The sequence below is a fragment of the Streptomyces sp. NPDC031274 genome (assembly GCF_055570235.1).
Genome location: NZ_JBVIHP010000014.1, coordinates 203,503 through 221,187, shown reverse-complemented (window position 1 = coordinate 221,187; position 17,685 = coordinate 203,503). Strand labels below are relative to the sequence as shown.

Here is a 17,685-nt window from a genome sequence, read left to right as displayed (position 1 = left end):
GGGATTGCTGGTCAGCGGGATTGCTGGGGCCGGGCGCCGAGAGGTGCTCGGCCCTTCGCGTGCGTGGAGTTCCGCGTCGCTACTTCGCCGGGGCGCCGACTTCTACCGCCGTGCAGCGCCACCTCTGGTCCGCTCCCAGGTGCAGGCGGAAGGCCAAGGCCCTGAGGGCGTGGCCCGTACCGATCCTCGCGAAGACCTCGTAGACCCCGGGGCACGGTTCGTAGTGGCCGATCCGGTGGATCGTGGGGCGCCGGCCGTTCACGTTCAGGGGAGCGAGCTCGGCGAGGCGGGTCACGTCGTCGAAGGCGGTGTGCGCGATGTGGCGGGCCGCCCAGTGGACCGGCTTCTGGCCGCTGAGGACCAGGAGCAGACGCTCGGTGAAGAGCTCTGTGGGGTGTGGTGGGGGCTGGGGCGGGGTCCTGAGGGGGCGAGCCGCCGTACGTGCCGCTGGGGCCGCTGTGGGGCGGCGGGTGTCCGTACGGCCCGGTGGGCGGGTGGTCATCGGGCGGGTGCGGGGCCGGGTCATTACCTTGGTCATCGCCTTGTGCATGCCGTGTCGCCTCCGGTACCGAGGAGTAACTTCCGTCGGGGATCTTGTACGGGGGCGGAGGCGGGGGTCGCAAGGGGATGCCGGTGGTGGGGGCGGGAGCCGGAGGATTCACCTATCAGGGTGAACGGGGGCGTCCGGTGCCTTGGGGGTGCTGGGGCGTGCCGGGTGAAGGGCGGGGGTGCCGGGTGACGCGGGGGGTGGGTACGGGGCGCAGCTCGAAGGGGGACTCCCGCGCGTATTCTGGGGATCTGATCTTTGACCTTCCGGCCTACCGGTCTACCGGTGCTGTCCTTCCGATTCTGTGATTCCGACTCTGTGATTCCGACTGTGAAAGCGGGCCCGTCATGCGCGTCTACGTTCCCCTGACCCTGAGCAGCCTCGCTGAGGTGTACAAGGCGGGCGAGCTGGGTCCGGGGCCGCTGACCGCCTATGCCGTGACGCCCGCGCTGCGTGAGTGGTACGCCTCGGACGACATCGAGGAGCTGGAGTACGCCGCCCTCAATCGGGCGGCGCTCTCTTCGTTGCGGCTGATCGCCGGGGACGCGGGGGCTGCTCGGCGGCGGGTCGTGCTGGCTGCGGATGTGGCGGACGGGGCGGTGGATCCGGGGGATCTGGGGGCAGGGGCAGGGGCAGGGGCAGCGGCGGGGGCTCACGGGCTTGGTGAGGTGCGGGTTGCCGGGGTGTTGGGGTTGAAGAAGGTTGCCGCTGTGCATGTGGATGCGGCGGATGCTGAGGCGGATGTCGCTGCGGCTGCGGCTGTGGGGGTGCTGGGGGCTGCGGATCAGGGGGACGGTGGTGCGGGGGCCCTTGTGGACGGGGTTGAGGATCATGAGCTTCTTTGGTTCGCCACGCAGGAGATTCCTGGGTTGATCGGCTGAACATTCCCTGCGGGTTCCCTGCGGGGCTGGGGCGGTGGGGGCGTCTGTCTCTGGGGGTACGGGTCTCTCCCGCCCACCCGCCCGATTGCCCCGGGTGTAGCTCTGGACGAACAAGCTCTCCCGCCCACCCGCCCGATTGCCCCGCATGCGCCTCTCGACGAACAAGCGATCCCGCCCGATTGCCCCGGGCGCGCCTCTGAACGGACAACCCATGCGTGGGCCCACATGAGGCCTGGGTACCGTTTCCTCATGGGGAAGCTTCAGCGCGGGGCGCACATCGTGTGGGACTGGAACGGGACGCTGCTGCATGACATTCATGCGGTGATCGAGTCGACGAACGCCTCGTTCGCGGAGATCGGGCTCGATCCGATCACGCTCGAGCGGTACCGCGATCTGTACTGCGTCCCCATCCCCCTCTTCTACGAGCGGCTGATGGGACGCCTTCCCACGGACGCCGAGTGGCAGGTCATGGACGCCGTGTTCCACAAGCACTACTGGGCGCGGGCCGAGGCGTGCGGCCTCGCCGACGGTGCGGCCGAGCTGCTCGCGGGGCGCCGGGCGGCCGGGCGTACGCAGTCGTTGCTCTCGCTCGCGCCGCACGAGCACCTGGTGCCGATCGTGCGGCGGCACGGGATCGAGGAGCACTTCGTGCGCATCGACGGGCGCATGGACACCTCGCACGCCGGCAAGGCCGAGCGAATGGTGCGCCACCTGGCGGCCCTGGAAGGGGTGGCCGCCGCCGAGCGGATCGTCGTCATCGGTGATGCCGTCGACGACGCCGTGGCGGCGGCGCACGTGGGCGCGCGGGCCGTGCTCTACACCGGGGGATCGCACAGCAGGGCCAGCCTGGAGGCGGTCGGCGTCGAGGTCCCCGTGGTCGACAGTCTCGCCGAGGCCGTGGAGGTGGCCGAGCGGCTTGCCGCCTGAGCGCCTGAGCGCCTGAGCACCTGAGCGCCTGAGCACCTGAGCGGCGGAGCTCAGGCCACCCCGCCCGCGCCCCGACGCCCACGCCCCAACGCCCACGCCCCAACGCCCACGCCCCAACGCCCACGCCCACCGCCCACGCCCCACCGCCTAGGTGACAGGCGCCTTCGCCCGCAGCACCGTGAGGAACTCCCTCATCCAGCCCGACTGATCCGGCCACGCGCGGGCCGAGACCAGCATGCCGTCGACCACCACCTCCGCGTCCTGGTACGTCGCGCCCGCCGTCTGCATGTCCAGTTCCAGGGCCGGATACGACGTCACCCTGCGGCCGCTCAGGGCGCCGATCGCCGCCGTCAGGAGCGGGCCGTGGCAGATCTGCGCGATCGGCTTGTCCGAGTCGAAGAAGGACTTGAGGATCTTGCGGAGCTCCGGGTCGTTGCGCAGATACTCCGGGGCCCGGCCACCTGGGATCACCAGGGCGACGTACTGGCCGGGGTCGACCTCGGAGAAGGCGAGGTCCGCGGGCCACGTGTAGCCCGGCTTCTCCGTGAACGTGTCGAAGCCCGGCTCGAAGTCGTGCACCACGAACTGCAGCTTCTTGCGGGCGGGGGCGGCGATGTGGACGTCGTACCCCTCCTCGCGCAGCCGTTGGTAGGGGTACATGACCTCCAGCGACTCCGCCGCGTCACCGGTCACTATCAGGATCTTGGCTGCCATCGGTGCTCGCTCCCCAATCGTGGGCGGACCGCATCCGGCCCGTCGCGCGCTGTCCGTTGCTGTCCGTTGCTGTCTGTCCGTCCGCTGTCCGTCCGCTGTCCGTCCGTCCCGCTCAACGTGCATCCGTGCGTCCGGTTTGCCAAGAGGGCGAGCGGTTGACGGATGGCGCGATAGTTCCTGTGCAGAGTGTCAAAGTTCCACCCCTTGTTTTGTACACATCCGGCCCATGACGAGCCCAGGGTGGAGGGCGATAGCCTTGACCCGTGATCAGCGCGATATCCCGCGGGGGCGTGTACGCCCCCGCCCTGCGCCCGGGGAACACGGAGGACATCCGTGCCCGGGGCGTCGCTGACGCTTCTTCGTGGTGCGGACAGCCCACTATTCCCAGCCATCGATCAGCGAAACCGCTGAAAATGGCGAATAACCGCCCGCTCATCTCTCACCGCGGCATAACGTCGACTTCGACCGGAGACCCCGCGTCGTGGCGTTACGTCGGATCATTTCCTTCTACGTCACGCAACGGCGCGCGACAGGAGTCAAGAGGACAATGCAGAACAAGCTGGACGAAGCCAAAGCCGAGTTGCTCACACGGGCGGCCCGGGTAGCTGAGAACAGCCCGGTCGGTGGCCGCCTGCCACATGGCGCACCGACCGGGTCGAAGGGCGACAAGGCCACGACCGACCAGGACATGGCCCTTGCGTTCCTCCAGCGCTACTACCTGCACACCGCCCCGGAGGACCTCGCCGACCGTGACCCGGTCGACGTCTTCGGAGCGGCCTTCTCCCACTACCGACTTGCCGAGACCCGCCCGCAGGGCACGGCCAACGTCCGCGTGCACACACCGACGGTCGAGGAGAACGGCTGGACGTGCAGCCACACCGTCGTCGAGGTGGTCACCGACGACATGCCCTTCCTCGTCGACTCGGTCACCAATGAGCTCTCCCGGCAGGGGCGCGGCATCCATGTCGTCATCCACCCCCAGGTCGTCGTACGGCGGGATCTGACCGGAAAGCTCCTGGAGGTCCTCACGGACCCGGGCACGGAGCGCCCGCACGACGCGGTCACCGAGTCCTGGATCCACGTCGAGACCGACCGCGAGACCGACCGCGCGGACCTGAAGCAGATCAGCGTCGATCTGCTGCGGATCCTCTCCGACGTGCGCGAGACCGTCGAGGACTGGGAGAAGATGCGCGATGCCGCCCTGCGCATCGCCGACGAGCTGCCCACCGAGCCGACCGCGAACGACCTGCGCGACCAGGAGGTCGGCGAGGCGCGCGAGCTCCTTCGCTGGCTGGCCGACAACCACTTCACCTTCCTCGGCTTCCGTGAGTACAACCTGACGGACGACGACTCGCTCGCCGCGGTGCCCGGCACCGGCCTCGGCATCCTGCGCGCCGACCCGCAGCACGACGGGGAGGAGGACCATCCGGTCAGCCCCTCCTTCAGCCGGCTGCCCGCGGACGCGCGCGCGAAGGCCCGCGAGCACAGGCTCCTGGTGCTCACGAAGGCCAACAGCCGTGCCACCGTGCACCGGCCCAGCTATCTCGACTACGTCGGCGTGAAGAAGTTCGACGCCGAGGGCAACGTCGTCGGTGAGCGGCGCTTCCTCGGGCTCTTCTCGTCCGCCGCGTACACCGAGTCCGTGCGCCGCGTGCCGGTCATCCGCCGCAAGGTCCAGGAGGTCCTCAAGGGCGCGGGCTTCTCACCCAACAGCCACGACGGCCGCGACCTGCTCCAGATCCTGGAGACCTACCCGCGCGACGAGCTCTTCCAGACCCCGCCCGACGAGCTGCGCTCCATCGTCACGTCCGTGCTCTACCTCCAGGAGCGCCGTCGACTCCGGCTCTACCTGCGCAAGGACGAGTACGGGCGTTACTACTCCGCCCTCGTCTACCTGCCGCGCGACCGCTACACCACCGGCGTGCGCCTGCGGATCATCGACATCCTCAAGGAGGAGCTCGGCGGCACCAGCGTCGACTTCACCGCCTGGAACACGGAGTCGATCCTCTCCCGGCTGCACTTCGTGGTCCGTGTCGCGCCGGGCGGCGGGCTCGCGGAGCTCACCGACGCGGACACCGACCGCATCGAGACGCGGCTCGTCGAGGCCGCCCGCTCCTGGGCCGACGGTTTCGGCGAGGCGCTGACCGCCGAGTGCGGCGAGGAACGCGCCGCCGAGCTGCTCCGCCGCTACTCGGGCGCCTTCCCCGAGGGCTACAAGGCGGACCACTCACCGCGGGCCGCCGTCGCCGACCTGGTGCACCTGGAGCAGCTGAAGCAGGGGCACGAGGACTTCGCGCTCAGCCTGTACGAGCCGGTGGGCGCCGCGCCCGGCGAGCGCCGCTTCAAGATCTACCGCTCGGGCGGCCAGGTCTCGCTCTCCGCCGTCCTGCCGGTGCTCCAGCGCCTGGGCGTCGAGGTCACCGACGAGCGCCCCTACGAGCTGCGCTGCACGGACCGTACGAACGCCTGGATCTACGACTTCGGCCTGCGCCTGCCCAAGTCCCAGAACGGCAACGGCGACTACCTCGGCGACGACGGCCGCGAGCGCTTCCAGGAGGCCTTCGCCGCCGCCTGGACGGGCGAGGCCGAGGTCGACGGCTTCAACTCGCTCGTCCTGCGGGCCGGGCTCAACTGGCGGCAGGCGATGGTGCTCCGCGCCTACGCCAAGTACCTGCGCCAGGCGGGCTCCACCTTCAGCCAGGACTACATGGAGGACACCCTCCTCAACAACGTCCACACCACCCGCCTGCTCGTCTCGCTCTTCGAGGCGCGGATGTCCCCGGACCGCCAGCGCGCCGGGACCGAGCTGACCGACGGGCTCCTCGAGGAGGTGGACGGCGCGCTCGACCAGGTCGCGTCGCTGGACGAGGACCGGATCCTGCGGAACTTCCTCACCGTCATCAAGGCGACGCTGCGCACGAACTTCTTCCAGGAGGCGGAGGGCGGCAAGCCGCACAACTACGTCTCCATGAAGTTCGACCCGCAGGCGATCCCCGACCTCCCCGCGCCGCGTCCGGCGTACGAGATCTGGGTGTACTCGCCGCGCGTCGAGGGCGTGCACCTGCGCTTCGGCAAGGTCGCGCGCGGCGGGCTCCGCTGGTCCGACCGGCGTGAGGACTTCCGCACCGAGATCCTCGGCCTGGTCAAGGCGCAGATGGTGAAGAACACCGTCATCGTGCCCGTCGGCGCCAAGGGCGGCTTCGTCGCCAAGCAGCTGCCCGACCCGTCCGTGGACCGCGACGCATGGCTGGCCGAGGGCGTGGCCTGCTACAAGACGTTCATCTCGGCGTTGCTCGACATCACCGACAACCTCGTCGCAGGGGAGGTCGTGCCGCCGGCCGACGTCGTGCGCCACGACGAGGACGACACGTACCTCGTGGTCGCCGCGGACAAGGGCACCGCGACGTTCTCCGACATCGCGAACGAGGTCGCCCAGTCCTACAACTTCTGGCTCGGCGACGCCTTCGCGTCCGGCGGCTCGGCCGGTTACGACCACAAGGGCATGGGCATCACCGCCCGCGGCGCCTGGGAGTCCGTCAAGCGGCACTTCCGGGAGCTGGGCACCGACACCCAGTCCGAGGACTTCACGGTCGTCGGCGTCGGCGACATGTCCGGTGACGTGTTCGGCAACGGCATGCTGCTCTCCGAGCACATCCGCCTGGTGGCCGCCTTCGACCACCGGCACATCGTCATCGACCCCAGGCCCGACGCCGCGACCTCGTACGCCGAGCGCCGCCGCCTCTTCGAGCTGCCGCGCAGCTCCTGGGCGGACTACAACAAGGAGCTGCTCTCCGCGGGCGGTGGGATCTTCCCGCGCAGCGCCAAGGCGATCCAGCTGAACAACCACATCCGCGAGGCCCTTGGCATCGAGCGGGGCGTCGCGAAGATGACCCCGGCCGACCTGATGAAGGCCATCCTCCAGGCGCCGGTCGACCTGCTGTGGAACGGCGGCATCGGTACGTACGTGAAGTCGTCGGCCGAGTCGAACGGCGATGTCGGCGACAAGGCGAACGACTCGATCCGCGTCAACGGCGCCGACCTGCGCGTCAAGGTCGTCGGCGAGGGCGGCAACCTCGGTCTGACCCAGCTGGGCCGCATCGAGTTCGCCCGGGCCGGTGGGCGCATCAACACCGACGCCATCGACAACAGCGCGGGCGTGGACACCTCCGACCACGAGGTGAACATCAAGATCCTGCTCAACGCGGTCGTCGCCAACGGCGACATGACCGTCAAGCAGCGCAACAAGTTCCTCGCCGCGATGACGGACGAGGTCGGGACCCTGGTCCTGCGCAACAACTACGCGCAGAACACCGCCCTGTCGAACGCGGTCGCCCAGTCCCCGTCCCTCCTCCACGCCCACCAGCGCTTCATGCGAAGGCTCGGCAAGCAGGGGCACCTGAACCGGGAGCTGGAGTTCCTGCCCACCGACCGGCAGGTCCGTGAGCTCCTGAGCTCGGGACGCGGGCTCAGCCAGCCCGAGCTCGCCGTGCTCCTCGCGTACACGAAGATCACGGCGGCGGACGAGCTGATCCAGACGACGCTGCCCGACGACGACTACCTCCGTCGTCTGCTGCACGCGTACTTCCCGAAGCCTCTGCGGGAGAAGTTCCCCGAGCAGGTCGACGGGCACGCGCTGCGCCGCGAGATCATCACCACGGTCCTGGTCAACGACACGGTGAACACGGGTGGTTCGACCTTCCTGCACCGTCTGCGTGAGGAGACCGGGGCCTCGCTCGAGGAGATCGTGCGGGCGCAGCTCGCGGCCCGCGAGATCTTCGGTCTCGGCAAGGTCTGGGACGCGGTCGAGGAGCTCGACAACGTCGTGGCGGCCGATGTCCAGACCCGCGTCAGGCTGCACTCGCGCCGCCTGGTCGAGCGCGGCACGCGCTGGCTGCTCAACAACCGGCCGCAGCCGCTCCAGCTCGCCGAGACCATCGACTTCTTCAGCAAGGGTGTCGCCGAGGTCTGGACCGAGCTGCCGAAGCTGCTCAGCGGCTCCGACCTGGAGTGGTACGAAGGCATCCGCGACGAGCTGACGGGCGAGGGTGTCTCCGACGAACTCGCCCAGCGCGTCGCCGGGTTCTCGTCGGCCTTCCCGTCGCTCGACATCGTGGCGATCGCGGACCGCATGGACAAGCAGCCGATGGCCGTCGCCGAGGTCTACTACGACCTCGCCGACCGGCTGCGGATCACCCAGCTCATGGACCGCATCATCGAGCTGCCGCGGGCCGACCGCTGGCAGTCGATGGCGCGCGCGTCGATCCGCGAGGACCTGTACGCGGCGCACGCCGCCCTGACGGCCGACGTGCTTGCCGCCGGGAACGGCGAGGACACTCCCGAGCAGCGGTTCAAGGCCTGGGAGGAGAAGAACGCGGCGATCCTGAGCCGGTCGCGGACGACGCTGGACGAGATCCAGAGCTCGGACGCGTTCGACCTGGCGAACCTGTCGGTCGCCATGCGGACGATGAGGACGCTCCTTCGTACGCACTCGTAATCCGTCGTACGCCGATGGGGGCGCCCCGGGCCTGATGGCTCGGGGCGCCCCCTTTCGCGTATCCGGACTAGGCCGAACACACCCCCCTGAAGAGCGCTAATCGGTCAATAGCGATACTTAGTGGGGTGAGCCGGTATCTGACTGGAGGGACGCATGGGAGCGATAGGTGAGCGGGGGACGCCGGAGGCCGGACCCGATGTGTCCGTAGGCGGGCCCGTAGACGGGCCCGTGGATGTGCCCGTAGACGTGTCCGTAGTGGTGATCGTCTACAACGACGCCGAGCGGCTGCCGACCGCCGTCCGGTCGGTGCTCGACCAGACGCTGCACGGAGTCGAGATCGTCATCGTCGACGACTGCAGCACCGACGACTCGTACGGCACGGCGCGGCGCATCGCCGCCGAGCACCCCGAGCGGGTGCGGGCCTACCAGCTGCCGGAGAACAGCGGCGCGGGCGGGGAGCCCCGCAACGTGGGCATCGGCCACACCGTCGGCACGTACGTGATGTTCCTCGACAGCGACGACGTCCTGGAGCGCAACGCCTGCCGCAACCTCCTCGAAGCCGCCGAGCGCGAGGGCTCCGACATCGTCTCCGGGCTCTGCGTGCGGCTGTCCATGGACACCCGCAACAAGAAGCGCGATCAGTGGTACCCCTGGCTCTACGCCACCACCCGCACCCTGGAGTCCGTCACCGAGCTGCCCGACCTGTTCGTCTGGGACACGCTCTCCACGAACAAGCTCTACCGCCGCGACTTCCTCGTCGAGAACGCCCTCCGCTTCCCCAAGGGCATGTTCTACGAGGACCTGATGTTCATCGCCGAGGCCTACCTCGCCGCCCGGCGCATCACGCTCATCCCCAACCAGGTCTACTTCTGGCACGTCCACGAGCGCGCCGCCGCGAAGTCGGTGACCAACCGGCGCCACGAGATGACCAACTTCGAGCACCGCCTTGAGATCCACCGCCGGATCGACGCGCTGCTCGCCGAGCGGGGTCTGGACGAGCTGCGGCTCTTCAAGGACATCAAGTTCCTCAAGCACGACCTGGTGCTCCACCTGCGCGACCTGCCGTTCCGCGACGACTCCTACCGCCAGGAGTTCGCGGACCTCGCCCGCGGCTACCTCGCCGGGATCGACCGCGCCGCGTACGGCGAGGTGCTGCCCGCCCAGGCCATCTGCGCCTACCTCCTGGAGCAGGGCGACTGGGAGAACCTGCTGCCCGCCGTCGACACTCTCACCAACCGCGACAAGATCTCCTCGCCGCTCGCCGAGCGGGACGGCCACGTGTACTGGTGCGCCGAGCACCTCGACGACCCGTTCGGCCGCCAGGTCCTCGACGTGACCGCGCTCGGCTACCACAGCAAGCGCCTCGACCAGATGTTCCTGCGCAACGTCCTCACGCGGTACGAGGAGTCGGCGGGCGTCGTGAAGATGGCGGGCCGCGTCACCAACCCGCTCGGCATCGTGCGCCCCGACGCCGTGCTCACCGCAGAGCTCGAGTTCAGCGCCCGGCGCCGCAGCCTGCAGTCCTTCCGCTTCCCTGCCGCCGCCGTGCGCCAGGAAGGGGAGAGCGTGACCTGGGAGGCCTCGGTCGACCTCGCGCGCAAGCTGCGTCCGCTCGGCGTCGTCGACGCGGTGTGGGACGTACGCCTTCACCTCGTCGCCGATGGCGTGCGCACCCGGACGCGGCTCACCCCGAGCACTCCGGGTCTCGCCGAGGGGATGCTTCCGGTGCGGCCGAGGCTGACCCGGCTTGTCGCCGATCATCTGGAGCCCGAGGTCTCGCAGCGCGGGCACCTCGCGTTCCGGCTCGTCACGCGGGACGCGGCGGGCGGCCGGATCCAGGACCTGGTGGCGCGCGGCACGCGGGGCGCGCCCGGGCGGCTCGCCAAGTCCGGCTTCCGCAGGGCGAAGAAGCTGCGCAAGAACCTCACCTCCGGGCAGAGCCGACTGCGCGTGTACGACGAGGTGTTCAGCCGCCTGCCGGTGAAGAAGGGCACGGTCGTCTTCGAGAGCCACCTCGGCAAGCAGTACAGCGACAGCCCACGCGCGATCTACGAGGAGATGCGGCGCCAGGGTCTGGACTTCGACGCCGTGTGGTCCTACGCCGGGAAGCCCGAGGGGTTCCCCGACGACGCGACGCTGGTGCGGCGCTGGTCGTTGCCGTACCTCCGGGCCCTGGCGCAGGCCGAGTTCTGGGTCGACAACCAGAGCTACCCGCTCAAGCTCACCAAGCGTCCCGAGACGACGTACATCCAGACCTGGCACGGCTCGGCGCTCAAGCGCATGGGCTTCGACGAGCCCGCCTGGAAGCTGCGGAGCAAGGCGCGGCAGGACGAGCAGGAGCGGGTGCTCGGCCGCTTCGACCGCTTCCTGATCCGGTCGGAGCACGACGTGCGGACCCTTGCGAAGGCCCTGCGCCTCAAGGAGAAGGTGCTGCTGCGGGTCGGTTATCCGCGCAATGACGCCCTCGTGCGGGCGAAGCGGGCCGAGGACGCGAGCGGTGTGCGCGAACGCGGGCCGCTGGCGGCGGAGTTGGGTATCCCGGCCGACAAGCGGGTGCTGCTTTACGCGCCGACCTTCCGGCGGCACGGAGGGCGTCACGGGCGCTTCGAGCTGCCCTTCGACGTGGAGCGGTTCGCGGCGGAGTTCGGCGACCGGTACGTGCTGCTCGTGCGCTCGCACTACCTGAACCATGTGGTGCTCCCGCCGTCCGTGCGCGGACGCGTCATCGACGTCTCCGCACACCACGACGTCACACCGCTCTATCTGCTCGCCGACGCGATGATCACCGACTACTCGTCCGTGATGTTCGACTACGCCCTCCTCGACCGGCCGATGCTGTTCTTCACGTACGACTACGAGGAGTACGTCCACGAGGGCCGCGGCACCTACTTCGACCTGCGGGAACGGGCCCCAGGGCCGGTGCTCGACACCGAGGACGAACTGTTCGGGGCGCTGAAACCGCTGAACGCGCTCGATGAGCAGGCCCTTGAGTACGGGGCGGCGCGGGCGCGGTTCGTGGCCGAGTTCGGCGAGTACGACCGGGGCGACGCGGCGAAGAGCGTCGTCGATCAGTTCTTCTCGCACTTCTCGCGTGTCCCGTATGCCTCGCATGTCCCGCACTTCTCGGACGGGAGCCGTCGATGACCGAGTACGCAACGCCCCGGCGGGACATCTTCTTCGTCTCCAACAGCGTCAACGAGCTGGGCGGGATCACCAGTTGGTCCCATCAGATGGCACGCCTCTTCGTCGAGCGCGGCCACCGCGTGCACGTCATCGGCGTCACGGAGCCCGGTGAACCGCAGGACATCGGCACGGACCTGCCGTACCCCACCACGACGCTGTACGACGAGCATCCGCCGCGCGTCGGTCCCGCGCGCGGCATCAAGGGGCGGCTCAACGTGGCCGAGCGCCGGCTGCGGGCGCGGCGCGCGGCGGGCATGCTGGAGCAGGCCGCCAAGCTGACCGCGCTCTTCGCGCAGGCCGGGCCCGGTGCCGTCGTCATCGTCACGCAGGTGTGGGCGATGGAGTGGGTCGAACTCGCCGACACCAAAGGCCTGTTGGTCATCGGTATGAGCCATGAGTCGTTCGGCTACTCGCGGGCGTCCTCGCGCGGCGCGCGCGTGCGCAAGCACTACAAGGACGTCGACCGGATGCTCGCGCTGACCCGCGAGGACGCCGACCTGTGGATCAGGCAGGGAATGGACAACGCGTCCTTCATGCCGAACCCGCTGCCGTTCATGCCCGAGGTGCCCTCGCGGCGCACCGAGAAGATCGTCACCAGCATCGGCCGCCTGCACGACCAGAAGGGCATCGACATGCTCCTCGACACCTGGGCGGAGGTCGCGCCGCTGCACCCGGACTGGAAGCTGCGGATCTACGGCTCCGGCGAGGACGAGGAGACGCTCAAGAAGCAGTGCACGGCCCTCGGCCTAGACGGCTCCGTGGAGTGGATGGGGCGCACCGGCGATGTGCCGGGTGCGCTGCGGGGCGGGTCGGTCTTCGTGCAGTCGTCGCGGGGTGAGGGTTTCCCGCTCGCGCTGATGGAGGCGATGGCCACCGCGGTGCCGTGCGCCGCCTTCGACTGCGCGCCCGGCGTGCACGAGATCGTCCAGGACGGCGTCGACGGGCTGCTCGCGCGGCTCGGGAACACGGGTGAACTGGCGCGCAGGCTGGACACGTTGATGTCCGACAAGGAATTGCGGGACCGGATGGGGGAGCTGGCGAGGGTGAACATCCAGCGCTATACGACCGAGGCGGTCGTGCGGCGCTGGGAGGAGCTGTTCCTGTTCCTGGAGCGCTGAGGGCCGCTACTTCTTGCCGCCCGTGAAGCGCTCGTACTCCTTCAGGACGTCCTCCGTCGGGCCGTCCAGGCGCAGCTCGCCGTGCTCCAGCCAGAGCACGCGCTCGCAGGTGTCGCGGATCGACTTGTTGTTGTGGCTGACCAGGAAGACCGTGCCCGCGCGCTTGCGCAGCTCGCGGATGCGGGCCTCCGAACGCTTCTGGAAGGAGCGGTCACCGGTCGCCAGGGCCTCGTCGATGAGCAGGACGTCGTGGTCCTTGGCGGAGCCGATGGAGAAGCGCAGGCGGGCCGCCATGCCGGAGGAGTACGTACGCATGGGGAGCGTGATGAAGTCGCCCTTCTCGTTGATGCCGGAGAAGTCGACGATGTCCTGGTAGCGCTCCTGGACCTGCTCGCGGGTCATGCCCATCGCCAGGCCGCCGAGGCGGACGTTGCGCTCACCGGTCAGGTCGTTCATCAGGGCCGCGTTCACGCCGAGGAGGGAGGGCTGGCCGTCGGTGAAGATGCGGCCGTGCTCGACGGGCAGGAGCCCGGCGACCGCCTTCAGGAGGGTCGACTTGCCCGAGCCGTTCGTGCCGATCAGGCCGATGGCCTCGCCCTTGTGGGCGGTGAAGGAGACCTTCCTGACGGCGTGCACCTTGCGCACGCCGGACTCCTCGCCGCCCTTGCCGCGCTTGAGGATACGGCCGAGGGCGGCGGTCGCGCTGCCCCGGCCCGAGGGGGACCCCGCGCCGTGCACCCGGTAGACGATGTCGACCTCGTCGGCGATGACGGTGGGGGCGGGGCCGTGGGCGGGGGGATCTGTCTTCGTCGGGGTCGCTGTCTTCGTCAGGGTTGCTGACTCCGTCAGAGTTGCTGTCTTCTCAGCCACGGCCGTAGGTCTCCTCTGCCTTCCAGAAGTAGATGAACCCGCCGACTCCGGCGAGCAGCGCCCAGCCGAGCGCCCACGCCCAGACGTGGTGCGGGAGCTGGTCCGCGTGGAAGCTGTCGATCAGCGCGAACCGCATCAGGTCGATGTAGACGGCGGCCGGATTGCTCTCCAGGAGGACCTGAAGGACGTGCGGCAGGTGCCGGTCCTTGAGGACCGCGTCGATGCTCCACATCACGCCGGACACGTACATCCACGTACGAAGCACGAACGGCATCAGCTGGGCGATGTCCGGCGTCCTGCTGCCCAGGCGTGCCATCACGAGGGCCAGGCCCATGTTGAACGTGAACTGCAGGGTCAGGACCGGGAGCACCAGGAGCCAGGACGGGGTGGGCGGTACGCCGAAGCAGAGCAGGATCACGACCAGCGCGCACATGGAGAAGAGCAGCTGCTGGAGCTGTTGCAGGCAGTACGAGATCGGCAGCGCGGCCCGCGGGAAGTGCAGGGCGCGGACCAGGCCGAGGCTGCCGGCGATGGCGCGGGTGCCCGCCATCACCGAGCTCTGCGTGAAGGTGAAGATGAAGACGCCGGTGACCAGGAACGGGACGTAGTCCGGGACGTCGCGCTTGGTGTTCATCAGCATGCCGAAGATGAAGTAGTAGACCGCCGCGTTCAGGAGCGGCGTCATCACCTGCCAGACCTGGCCGAGCTTCGCCTGGCTGTACTGGGCGGTGAGCTTGGCGGTCGCGAAGGCGGTGATGAAGTGGCGTCGCTGCCACAGCTGCCGGACGTACGCCGGGAGCGTGGGGCGGGCGCCGCTGACGGTCAGGCCGTGCAGGGCGGCGAGCTCGGCGGGGTCGGGAGCGGGCTCGCTGGGGCCGGGGGCGCCGACCGCGGTGCTGGATGGAGCGTCGAGGACCTGACTCACGTCCGCTGCTTTCACTCGGGAGCCGTGGGGCATGCGGTGCGTACGGGCGTCCGTACGTCGGGACGGGCCCGTATCGTCGCCACGTCGAGAGTAGAGCTGTTCGACGTCGGAACGCAACCGTATCGTCGTCACGTTCTATGCTGTCCGTATGACGACGAGCAGGCCAGGAGATGAACAGTCGCGCCGCAGGGCCCCCGCCGGGGCCGCGGTGCTCCGCGAGGACGTGACCGAGGCCATCAGGGCCGCCGTCTTCGAGGAGCTGGCGGCGGTCGGGTACGCGCGCATGTCCATCGAGGGCATCGCGCGCCGCGCGGGCGTCGGCAAGACCGCCGTCTACCGGCGCTGGCGCTCCAAGCTGCATCTCGTGCTCGACCTGGTGTCCGCGATAGCGGTCCAGGGTCTGCCGATGCCGGACAGCGGCTCCCTGGAGGGCGATCTGCGGCTGCTGTACGAGGTGACGTCGCGCGCCCTGCGGCACCCGGTGGCCTCGCAGGTGATCCCGGATCTGCAGGCGGAGGCGGCACGCAACCCGGAGATCGCGGAGGCCATGCAGAAGGCGCTGCGGGAGGGGCAGCACGGGGTGGCGAACGGCATCGTGCGGGCGGCGGTGGCGCGGGGCGAGGTGCGGGACGGGGTCGACGAGGACCTGGCCCTCGACCTGGTGTCGGGGCCGCTCTACTGGCGGTCCGTGGTGGTGCGGGCCGAGCTGCCCAAGGGATACCTGGGCAGTCTCGCGACGGCTACGGCGGCGGCGCTCCGGGCGTTGTGACCGCTCAGGCCTTGGGTGACCCCTCAGACCTTGGGTGACCGCTCAGGCCTGGGACGACCCCTCAGGCCTGGGGGTGCCTCTCCCGCATCAGGAACAGGGCCGTGCCCGAGCCGAGCGTGGCGATACCGGTGCAGACACTGATCAGGACCTGCTGCACCCCGTCGAAGGCGAAGCTGGTGGAGACGTTGACGGCCAGGGCGATCGCGAGGACGAGCCAGAGCAGGGCCTTCATGGCGGGGCCTTTCAAGTCGGTGGTGGGGCGGGGGGCGTGTCCCGCCGTGTGATCAACTCTCCCCGGTCGGGGGCGGCGTGACGATGGTGCCCTCTCCCGGACCGGAGGTGTAGCGCGCTACACCGTCCCCGGGGGAGCGGCCTCGCCCGCGTGTGCGAGCGGGGTCGCATAGCCTCATGACCCATGACCATGCGGGACATGCGAGGCATGCGGGAGACACTGCGGCGGACGGAACGGGCCCTGGAACAGCTGGGCGCGGCGGCACTCCTGTCCCTCGCGTCGTACCTCTTCATCGGGGTCATCCTGCTCACCCTCGTCACCACGCTCCTCGTCGTCGGCGCGGGCATCATGCCCGAGACGGTCCTGATGCTGCGGCGGATGGCGGGCTTCAAACGGCGCCGGGTCGCCGTCTGGACGGGCAAGGAGATCCCCGAGGCGTACGTGCCGCTGACCGGCACGCTCACCCGGCGGGTGCGCGCGGGGGTCACGGACCCGGCGACGTACCGCGATCTGCGCTGGCTCGGCCTGCACTTCTTCTACGGCTGGCTGCTGCTCTACGTCTCCCTGCCGTTGTTCATCGTCGGGATGCTGGTCGACGGCGTGTGGTGCGGGCTGCTCGGCCGCCGTGCCGTGGTGCTGCCCCTCGTGGCACGTATCGCCGACCTGGAGGCCGCTTGGTCGGGGGCGCTGCTCAAGGCGTCGCCGGAGGCGGAGCGGGCCGCGCGGCTCTCCGAGCGGGTCGAGGAACTGACCGTCACACGGGCCGGCGCGGTCGCCGCGCACGGCGCCGAACTGCGCCGCATCGAACGGGACTTGCACGACGGTACGCAGGCGCGGCTCGTCTCGATGTCGATGCGGGTGGGCCTCGCGAGGCGCGCGTTCGACAAGGACCCCGAGGCGGCGCGGAAGCTGCTCGCCGATGTGCAGGACCAGGCCGAGGAGGCCCTGACCGAGCTGCGGCACGTCGTACGCGGCATCCATCCGCCGATCCTGACGGACCGGGGTCTGGTGGGGGCGGTGCGGGCGCTCGCCGCGAGCAGCGGGCTCGATGTGGCGGTGCGCGCGGAGGGGGTGGAAGATCTCTCGGGGGACGACGGGCGGGCTCCGGCCGCGGTGGAGGCCGCCGCGTACTTCGTCGTCGCGGAGGCGCTCACGAACGCCGCCAAGCACAGTGGCTCGGAGCGGGCCTTTGTGGAACTTGTCCGGACGGGTGGAGTGTTGAGGATCTCGGTACGTGACGAGGGGCGGGGCGGGGCCGACGACGCGGGCGGCACCGGGCTGCTCGGGATGCGGCGCAGGGTCGCCGCGCTCGACGGGACCGTGGAAGTGGCGAGCCCCGTCGGGGGGCCGACCGTGATCGAAGTGGAGCTGCCGTGCGCGTGGTGATCGCCGAGGACAATGCCCTGCTGCGGGAGGGGATGGTGCTGTTGCTGTCCTCCGCCGGGCACGAGGTGGTGGCGGTGGCGGCGAGCGGGCCCGAGGTCCTTCCGGCGCTCTTGGAGCACCGGCCGGACGTCGCTGTCCTGGACGTGCGGATGCCGCCCGGGTTCCGGGACGAGGGGCTGCGGGCCGCGCTCTCGGCCCGGGAGCGGATCCCCGGTCTTCCGGTGCTCGTGCTCTCGCAGTACGTCGAGGAGACGTACGCCGCCGAGTTGTTGGGCGGGGGTGCGAGTGGCGTCGGCTATCTCCTGAAGGACCGGGTGGGGCGGGTCGACGAATTCCTCGACGCGCTGGAGCGGGTGGCCGGGGGCGGCACCGCGCTCGACCCGGAGGTCGTCACGGAGCTGCTCACCCGGCGCCGCGACGACCCGCTGGACTCGCTGACGCCTCGGGAGCGGGAGGTGCTCCAGCTGATGGCGGAGGGGCGGGACAACGGGACGATCGCGTCGGCGCTCGTGGTGTCGGACCGCGCGGTGAGCAAGCACATCGGCAATGTGTTCGCGAAGCTGGGGCTGCCGCCGAGCGACAGCGGGCATCGGCGGGTGCTGGCCGTGCTGGCCTACTTGAACAGGGGGTAGGGCTCAG

Annotated in this window: 13 protein-coding genes; 8 read left to right on the top strand and 5 right to left on the bottom strand. The window is 69.9% G+C overall.

All coding sequences use genetic code 11. The features are described from left to right. Nucleotides 1-79: 79 nt before the first annotated feature. Entirely contained in the window at nt 80-538 is a 459-nt protein-coding gene (locus ACZ5CR_RS23355) for an Rv3235 family protein (RefSeq protein ID WP_468860283.1), read from the bottom strand. A gap of 356 nt (nt 539-894) precedes the next feature. Between ACZ5CR_RS23355 and ACZ5CR_RS23350 the strand changes: the two genes are divergently transcribed. Together ACZ5CR_RS23350 and ACZ5CR_RS23345 are read left to right on the top strand one after the other, a co-directional pair. Next, the gene (locus tag ACZ5CR_RS23350; RefSeq protein ID WP_468860281.1) at nt 895-1,428 is read left to right on the top strand and encodes a DUF6912 family protein; all 534 of its coding nucleotides are present in this window, start codon (nt 895-897) and stop codon (nt 1,426-1,428) included. A gap of 249 nt (nt 1,429-1,677) precedes the next feature. Beyond that, nucleotides 1,678-2,355, top strand: a complete 678-nt coding sequence (locus ACZ5CR_RS23345) for an HAD family hydrolase (protein WP_389908625.1) — start codon at nt 1,678-1,680, stop codon at nt 2,353-2,355. 147 nt (nt 2,356-2,502) lie between these two features. Here ACZ5CR_RS23345 and ACZ5CR_RS23340 read toward each other — a convergent pair whose 3' ends face one another. After that, nucleotides 2,503-3,069, bottom strand: a complete 567-nt coding sequence (locus tag ACZ5CR_RS23340) for a DJ-1/PfpI family protein (RefSeq protein ID WP_468860279.1) — start codon at nt 3,067-3,069, stop codon at nt 2,503-2,505. Nucleotides 3,070-3,616: 547 nt separating this feature from the next. Between ACZ5CR_RS23340 and ACZ5CR_RS23335 the strand changes: the two genes are divergently transcribed. From ACZ5CR_RS23335 to ACZ5CR_RS23325, 3 genes are all read left to right on the top strand, one after another. Further along, the gene (locus tag ACZ5CR_RS23335) at nt 3,617-8,563 is read left to right on the top strand and encodes an NAD-glutamate dehydrogenase (RefSeq protein WP_468860278.1); all 4,947 of its coding nucleotides are present in this window, start codon (nt 3,617-3,619) and stop codon (nt 8,561-8,563) included. Between the two features lie 153 nt (nt 8,564-8,716). Next, complete coding sequence (locus ACZ5CR_RS23330; RefSeq protein WP_468860276.1) at nt 8,717-11,707, top strand: bifunctional glycosyltransferase/CDP-glycerol:glycerophosphate glycerophosphotransferase; 2,991 nt, start codon at nt 8,717-8,719, stop codon at nt 11,705-11,707. Then, on the top strand, nt 11,704-12,864 hold the full coding sequence (locus tag ACZ5CR_RS23325) for a glycosyltransferase (RefSeq protein ID WP_468860274.1): 1,161 nt from the start codon (nt 11,704-11,706) through the stop codon (nt 12,862-12,864). Before ACZ5CR_RS23330 ends, ACZ5CR_RS23325 begins: the two co-directional genes overlap by 4 nt. Nucleotides 12,865-12,870: 6 nt before the next feature. On the opposite strand, the gene ACZ5CR_RS23320 is transcribed toward ACZ5CR_RS23325, so the two are convergent. Both ACZ5CR_RS23320 and ACZ5CR_RS23315 read right to left on the bottom strand, forming a co-directional pair. Beyond that, on the bottom strand, nt 12,871-13,695 hold the full coding sequence (locus tag ACZ5CR_RS23320; RefSeq protein WP_468860343.1) for an ABC transporter ATP-binding protein: 825 nt from the start codon (nt 13,693-13,695) through the stop codon (nt 12,871-12,873). A gap of 31 nt (nt 13,696-13,726) precedes the next feature. Beyond that, nucleotides 13,727-14,659: an ABC transporter permease gene (locus ACZ5CR_RS23315; RefSeq protein ID WP_468860272.1), complete on the bottom strand. Its 933-nt coding sequence runs from the start codon at nt 14,657-14,659 to the stop codon at nt 13,727-13,729. A gap of 148 nt (nt 14,660-14,807) precedes the next feature. Here ACZ5CR_RS23315 and ACZ5CR_RS23310 point away from each other — a divergent pair, with 148 nt between their 5' ends. Then, complete coding sequence (locus tag ACZ5CR_RS23310) at nt 14,808-15,428, top strand: TetR/AcrR family transcriptional regulator (protein WP_389908609.1); 621 nt, start codon at nt 14,808-14,810, stop codon at nt 15,426-15,428. Between the two features lie 61 nt (nt 15,429-15,489). Here the strand turns inward: ACZ5CR_RS23310 and ACZ5CR_RS23305 are convergent, their stop codons facing one another. Further along, the gene (locus ACZ5CR_RS23305) at nt 15,490-15,660 is read right to left on the bottom strand and encodes a hypothetical protein (RefSeq protein WP_468860270.1); all 171 of its coding nucleotides are present in this window, start codon (nt 15,658-15,660) and stop codon (nt 15,490-15,492) included. A 207-nt stretch (nt 15,661-15,867) separates the two neighbouring features. Between ACZ5CR_RS23305 and ACZ5CR_RS23300 the strand changes: the two genes are divergently transcribed. Together ACZ5CR_RS23300 and ACZ5CR_RS23295 are read left to right on the top strand one after the other, a co-directional pair. Then, a complete protein-coding gene (locus ACZ5CR_RS23300; protein ID WP_468860341.1) occupies nt 15,868-17,046 on the top strand; it encodes a sensor histidine kinase in 1,179 nt (392 codons plus the stop codon). Then, the gene (locus ACZ5CR_RS23295; RefSeq protein WP_468860268.1) at nt 17,034-17,678 is read left to right on the top strand and encodes a response regulator transcription factor; all 645 of its coding nucleotides are present in this window, start codon (nt 17,034-17,036) and stop codon (nt 17,676-17,678) included. The genes ACZ5CR_RS23300 and ACZ5CR_RS23295 overlap by 13 nt, the downstream gene beginning before the upstream one ends. The last annotated feature ends 7 nt before the right edge of the window (nt 17,679-17,685 follow it).